At 62.6% G+C, this 6,778-nt stretch carries 4 protein-coding genes; 1 reads left to right on the top strand and 3 read right to left on the bottom strand.

Going from position 1 to position 6,778, the window contains the following annotated elements:
* Positions 1-79 precede the first annotated feature (79 nt).
* On the top strand, positions 80-571 hold the full coding sequence (locus ACY69P_RS12665; protein WP_462327733.1) for a DUF1499 domain-containing protein: 492 nt from the start codon (positions 80-82) through the stop codon (positions 569-571).
* A 488-nt stretch (positions 572-1,059) separates the two neighbouring features.
* Here the strand turns inward: ACY69P_RS12665 and ACY69P_RS12660 are convergent, their stop codons facing one another.
* The 3 genes from ACY69P_RS12660 to ACY69P_RS12650 all read right to left on the bottom strand — a co-directional run.
* Positions 1,060-1,833 carry a carbohydrate-binding family 9-like protein gene (locus ACY69P_RS12660; RefSeq protein ID WP_462327732.1) on the bottom strand — a complete coding sequence of 258 codons (774 nt, stop codon included), beginning with the start codon at positions 1,831-1,833 and terminating at the stop codon, positions 1,060-1,062.
* A gap of 440 nt (positions 1,834-2,273) precedes the next feature.
* Positions 2,274-2,540 (bottom strand): RNA recognition motif domain-containing protein, encoded by a 267-nt coding sequence (locus ACY69P_RS12655; RefSeq protein ID WP_404844808.1) that lies wholly within the window; start codon positions 2,538-2,540, stop codon positions 2,274-2,276.
* 401 nt (positions 2,541-2,941) lie between these two features.
* Positions 2,942-6,778, bottom strand: a 3,837-nt coding sequence (locus tag ACY69P_RS12650) for a glutamate synthase-related protein (protein WP_462327731.1), incomplete at its 5' end; no start/stop codon positions are given.

Raw genomic sequence — 6,778 nt, 5'->3', positions numbered from 1 at the left:
GGGCCGCCGTGGCATATGCCATGGCGGCCCTGTTTTTTCGCGGCTTTTCACGCCTGTGTGGAACGTGTATTCTTGCGGCATGTCCATACATAATATCATTCTCCCACTCGCGGCCCTTGTCTGCCTCGCCCTAGCGGGGTGTTCCTCCTCTTCACCGGACAACCTTGGCGGCGTAGAAGGCCTGTCCCCCTGTCCGGGGTCGCCCAACTGCGTCAGCTCCACCATGGATGATGGGCACGCCATCGCCCCCATCCGCATCGACGGCGATGTCGCCGACGTGATGGCGCGCGTAGAAGCCGCCGTGCGGAGCCTGCCGCGCAGCCGGGTGGAACACCAAACCGGCCCCTATCTGCATGCGGTGTTCACCAGCGCATTTTTCGGCTTTCACGACGACTTGGAATGCCTGTACGACGCCGAAAACGGCCTGCTACACATCCGCTCCGCCGCGCGCACAGGGTACTACGACTTCGGCGTCAACCGCCGCCGCGTGGAACGCTTGCGTAAACTGCTGTCCATCATCCCGGAGCCAGAGACATTGCCGGAACCGATGCCAAATGATGGGGCAGAGTAAACGCAGGGATGCGTGAGGCTCAGGGAGAGGGTGAAGCGAAGGGAGCCAGAGAAGGCACAATGTTGCCCCCGGCGCAAATCGCCGCGGGGAGTCTTTTTGCTGACTGCCGAGCATCATCCGTACACGGAGGCGCTGTGCCCGAAGGACGGACACAGCGAAAGCAGTCGGGATAATGCGCGCGGAGCATTTGCGGCAAAGTACCGCCCCGTGTGAAAAGGATGTGGACCATGGTCGCGTAGAGTGAGCGAGAGAACAGAGAAGGCCCACGGAGGCGAAAGAATGCCCCGGCGTAAGCTGCCGCGTGAGGTCTTTTCGCAGCCTGATGAGCTTCACCTGCCCACAAGGGGCGTCATTCTCGCAAGACGTCGGAGGTCTGCACAAGGAGATTTGCAGCAGCACTGCTCCCCCATGCGAAAAGGCGGAGGTCCACTTGCGGCAGGGGGACAGGACAAGGATTGGATTCCTAGCTGACGCTTCCGCCAGCCGCATCACTGCCGGACAAGACGCACACGGGCAAAGCGCTCCGGCATGTGGGAGTCATACTCGCCATGCGCGCGCAGTGCCCATCCCGCCGGGGGACTGAGTGTGCGGCCGTCCGCGTCAACGTGCTGAAAGCGTGAGCAGTCCACGCGTAGCGTATCACCCTCGCGCGGCGTTGGCGCCGAGTCTGGCATAATCGCCGCCATCCCCGCCCACGGCGCGCGGACTTCCACGGTCCACCCACGGTCCGTATCCGAGGCATCGTTGAGCGTCCCATCCACAGCCACCGCCGCCGTCAGCCCCGGCCAATCCCACTCCAAAAACCCAATGCGCAGCCCGCGCGGATGCACATGGTCGCCGATACCGGTCAGGCGCATGGTCCGTCCCGCCGGGTCCAGTGCGGCATGCCGTCCGTGCGGTTCATAGGCGTCGTTCCACACCCACAGCACCTCATAAATGGTGCCCCGGGCGTTGATTTCAAATTCATAATACGCGTCAGGCCCAGCTATGAAGAGCTCCGCATCGTTCTCGCGGTAGATGGGGGCATCCCGCGCTGTCATGTGCGCGGTCACGTTTGGCTCGGCAAAGCGAAAGGCAATGTACAACGCCTCATCATCCCATAGCACGGCGCACCGCGAGTCCAGCCAGCCCGGCGCGCCATCCACAAGGTCCACAAACTGCCCCGACCACAGCCCAGCGTCCCAGCACGCCTCATCAAGCGCGCCGTCAATCACCGGAGCAACGGACACATACCGCGCCGCCAACTCTGGCGTCTGCCCCATGGCATAAGGACACCCGGCAAACAGGACGCAAAGACTCAGGACCCAAGCAAATCGCTTCACAGCGGAGCACCTCCCTTCTGCACACGCGCCACTCTGCGCAGTCTACCCCACGCCAGCCCCACACCTCAACGCCCCGGGACAACACTCCCCCAGCACAACAAATATCGCACAACAGCGCGGCTGGCACGATGCGCGGTGGCCTCTTGCACACACCGCAATACCAACCGCCCTTCGTACTCCACGAAACGCGCCGCAAAGACCATCCCACGACACCAGCTTCTCCCGATCATCACCGCCACCATAGCGCAGCGCGGCGATAAGCCCACACTTCCCCACTCCACCGTCACCACCGCGCCTCGCCACATGGCCCCTGGGCACAGAACGCAAAAAAGCCCGCAGCTTTCGCTGCGGGCTTCGTGATATGCCGTATATTTCCTCGCTTAGTAGCGGGGGCGGCGCTCACGGGGCTGGGCTTCGTTGACGCGGAGGTCACGGCCCATGAAGTTGTTACCGTTCAGTGCCTCGATTGCCTGGAGAGCGCCGTCGTCATCATCCATTTCGACAAAGCCGAAGCCGCGGGAGCGACCGGTCTCACGATCGAGAATGACGCGTGCGGACCGCACTTCACCGAACTCGGAGAAGAGGGAATGAAGATCTTCATCAGATGCGCCCCAGGCCAGGTTGCCGACATAAATGTTCTTAGACAAGAAAAAAACTCCGAAAAGAAAAAAGGAAAAAATCACCGGGTCGTCACTGTTTAGCCGTTACCCAGCTCGGGTGATGCGTAGCAGTACACCGTGTAGCTGCCGTTCCATCGCCCTCTCAATGTCGTTCTACTTATAATTAAACGTCCGTCCGGGTCAACAACTATTTTAAAATAATTTTGCATTTAATTGCGTAGCACTACAGATGCGCATTGAAGCACAGCAGCCCGCGCGGGGGCCGCGCATCATAAAGCTGTTCATAACAGGGCAAAAACGTCTGCAAGCCCGCGCCTTCCGCCAGTAGAACCCCGCTCTTCCCGCCCGCAAAACAGACGGCCCCAGCAATGCCGGGGCCGTCCTACAATGTTCAATCTCTTTACCAATTCATCTTGGCCGCACCGTCATCATTCGGCTTTGGGCGGATTTTTGTGCGCTGGGGCGATAACCACAAAGCGTTCGGATGCATCACGCAGCAGTTCCTGCACAGCGTCCGCCTCGTCGTCCTGAAAACTGCTGCGCAGTTCATGAATGTATCGCTCCAGCAATTCACGGACATCGTCCAATCCCGCTTCATCAAGGGGCATAACGCCCACATCCGCGCCCGTAGCCAAGCGCCGCACCACGGAGGCTTTGGTGAAGCCATATTCCGGATACAGGCACTGGTAGATAACGCCGCCAGTCATACCGGCGCACATCCACGGTCCCGGGTCGCCCAAGACTACAGCGCGTCCGCCCGTCATATACTCAAAGGCAAAACCCTTGAGATGCGCGCGGGAAGCCAGATTGCCGCTCTCGTCGCTGACCGGGGCGGTAATGCGCGCGCCAAAGATGGCGTCCGCGCCGGACAGGCGCACGCACGCGCGCGAGTCGGCATAATTCTGCACCATCAGCGTGCCGCCAATGGCGCCGTAGGCAAAGCTCTTGCCCGTGGAGCCATCAATGCGCTTGCCCTGCCAGTTGGCTTCCTTAAACACGCCAACGCTGCCGCCAAAGCAGCCCTTGGCCGTTCCATCCTGCGTTCCGCCATTCACGATGCAGTCAATGCCCGGAATGTTAAACGCGCACAGGCCATTGCCCGGAACGGACGCATCAAAGCGCAGGTAGGCGTGGCGGTCGGTGCCCGGGCCGAATTCACGGCTCATGGCGCCGGCCAGATAGGTGCCCACGGCGCGGTCCACACTGCGGATGCCCTGCTCCGTATAGCGCACGCGGGTGGTCTCGTCCTCGCCAAAGGATGTCATGGCGATGTCGGAGATAAGGCGCGTCAGGTAGTCGAGGGGCTTTCGCGTGGTACGCACGGGCTCGGCCCCTGCGCTGGCGATGGCGTCGCACGGCGCATTGATAATGGAGGACAGGTCCACCGCGTCGTCAAGCATGGCCTGCGTCAGCAGGTCCGTACGGCCCACAACGTCGGCAAGGCGCCGCACGCCAAGGCGGGCGAGAATGGAGCGCATTTCCTCGCCGATGTAGCCCAGCAGGCGGACAAGGTTGCCCGTCTCCGCCGCGACCTGAACGGGAGTGAAGCCCTTCACGCCGCGCTCGGCGGCTTGCTCTTTGGTGCGCAGCTGGGTGGAGATGCCCTTGGGGCACTTGTCCAAATGGCACCGTTGGCAACTGATGCAGCCAAGGCCCATAAGCGCCACAGTACCAAGCCCAACACGGTCCGCACCCAGCATAATCATCTTCAAAACGTCCGCGCCGGAGCGCATGCCGCCATCGCACCACAGCTCCACGCGCTCGCGCAGGCCGGATTCCACAAGTGCGCGGTGCGCAAGAGAGACGCCAATCTCGGCGGGCAGGCCAACGTATTTCTTGGCATGCTCGCGGGCCGCGCCGGTGCCGCCGTCAAAGCCGGACACATTCACAATGTCCGCCCCGGCCTTGGCAACGCCAACGGCAATGGTGCCCACGCCGCTGGTGACGGGTATCTTCACGCTGATGCGCGCGCCGGGGTTGGCGGTTTTCAGCTCCGCAATAATCTGCGCAAGGTCTTCAATTGAATAGATGTCGTGATGGTTGGACGGAGAAATCAGCGCGATTCCCGGCTTGCAGTGGCGCGCCTCGCCCACCATATCCGACACCTTCTGGCCCGGCAGGTGGCCGCCCTCACCGGGCTTGGCGCCCTGCCCGATCTTGATTTCCAGAAAATCGGCGGAGTTGAGGAAGTCCATAAACACGCCAAAGCGCCCGGACGCAATCTGCTGACCGCGGTTTTTGCGGTAGCGTCCCATCATGTCCGGAATTTCGCCGCCCTCGCCGTTCATGCACACAATGTTCAGTTCCTTGGCGGCCTCGGCGTAGGTACGGAACGAGTTCTCACCCTGCGAGCCAAAAGACATGGCCGGAATAACCAGCGGCATGGCGTGGTCGCCGCAGGTGATATCCACATCGCTCATGGCCAATTCGGGCTGGTCCGCCTTGGGACGAAAGTCCATCAAATGCCGCAGGGCAACGGGAGATTCGCGCTCCACGTCGCGCAGCTTCTGGGCCATCTCGCGGTAGCCGGAGCGCCCCTCCGCAGCGGCGCGCAGGATGCGGCCTACCTTCACGTTGCGGCGAGGGTCGCGCCACAGGGGCCGGTCCTCGGTTGCCGTTGCACGCTCAAGACGCATTGCGCCCATGGCCTCAAGACGGGCAAAGGACAAGCCCCTGCGCTCCGAAAAGCAGAAATTGGGGCAGCCAAACACGTCAGCAAGGTCATCAGCAAGGCCGATGGACGAGAAAATGCGTCCGTAGCCGCACAATTCATGAATGCCCATGGTGGACATGACCTTCTCGATGCCCTTCTGCAACACGTCCATGGTCACACGGATAACGAGCTCCGCCGGGCGGGATTCCGTGGCGTGCTCGCGGGCCATGCGCCAGATGAGGTACGGGTTCAGCGCGTCCGCGCCAAGGCCCAGCAGGAACATGATGTCATGCAGATTGCGGATGGCCGCGCTGCGCACCACGATGGAGCAGTCGCGCCGCAGTCCGGCGCTGCTCAGCGCCTGACCAAGGCTGGCAACCACAAGGCCGGGGTCGATAAACACGCGCCCACCCTCAAAGGTTGCGGCGTCGTCCACCACAAGGATAACAGCCCCGCCGCGCACGGCCTCGCACGCCTCATCGCAGAGCGCATCGAGGCGCTGGCGCAGGCCGCCGCCCTTGGCATCAAACGTGGCGTCCATGACGTGGTAGCGCGAAGCGTCGCGGCGCTGGGCACTAAAGAAATCCAACACCTCGGCCAAGGTCTGCGTGCCAAAGGCGTGGGCAATGTCCGCCATTTCCGCATGGGAGACGGCGTCGCCGAAGCAACCGCCCAGCAGCAAAGGTGTACTCAGGCTCAAGCCCACAGGCGAGGGCGACTTGCCGCCCGCCGCATCCGGCCTGTCGCCAAGGATGACGCGCGTGGAGAAATGGTCCGCCTCGCGCTCGCGGTCGATGGCGGGGTTGGTCACCACGGCCACGTTTTCCTTAAAATACTCCGCAATGCAGGGCAGCGCGTCCTCGTTCAGGCAGGCCAGCGGGCCCATGTGGCCCATGGAGCCGATAACCGGACGGCCCGTGGTGGCGACCTTCTGGCGCATATCCACGTCGTACTTCTGCCAGCCCAGCGCCCCAAGGGCGTTGGTGGACACAAGGTCGTCCTCGGTACGGGCATTGTCGCCGCGGCCAAGGAACTCCCGCAGGGACGGCATGGCGTCCTTCTGCGGCGGAATGGCGTCGTACAGGCCGCTCACTGCGCCAAGCACCTTCTTGCGGCCCGTCATCAGCTTGGCAAGGCGGCGCTGGTAGGCGGAATAATCCAGCACCACGCCGCGCCGCTCGTGCCCGGAGATGATGGCGATCTTCTCGCCCGGAGCAAGGGGCTTGGGGTCTGCGGCATTGAACTCAATATCCACAACGCCCTTCTCCGAAGACAGGAAATAATCATAGTCGGACTCGCCAAACCACAGCGGGCGCAGGCCAAGGGCGTCCACACTGCCCATGACCACATGCCCATGCCGCGCGATGACCGCCGCCGGTCCCTGCGCGGACGGCGGGAAGAACCAGCGGTAATAGGCGTACACATCCTGCAGGTCCTTGTGGTAGGCCGCCACCTCGGAATGCACGGCCGGGAAGACCATGGCAAAGGCTTCCATAGGCTCAAAGCCGTAGATGTTGACGAGGCCCTGCAGAATGCGGTCGAGGTCCTGCGAGTCGCTTCCGCCCGGCACCGGCTCAATGCCAAGGGTGCGGGCGGTGCTGCGCAGGCGCTC

It is taken from the genome of Desulfobaculum sp. (genome assembly GCF_054921475.1).
This window is presented reverse-complemented; position numbering and strand designations above follow the sequence as displayed.

Excerpts from the sequence above, each read along its gene's own strand:
- ACY69P_RS12665 (WP_462327733.1), top strand. The coding sequence starts at position 80 with ATGTCCATACATAATATCATTCTCCCACTCGCGGCCCTTGTCTGCCTC.
- ACY69P_RS12660 (WP_462327732.1), bottom strand. The coding sequence starts at position 1,833 with ATGGGGCAGACGCCAGAGTTGGCGGCGCGGTATGTGTCCGTTGCTCCG.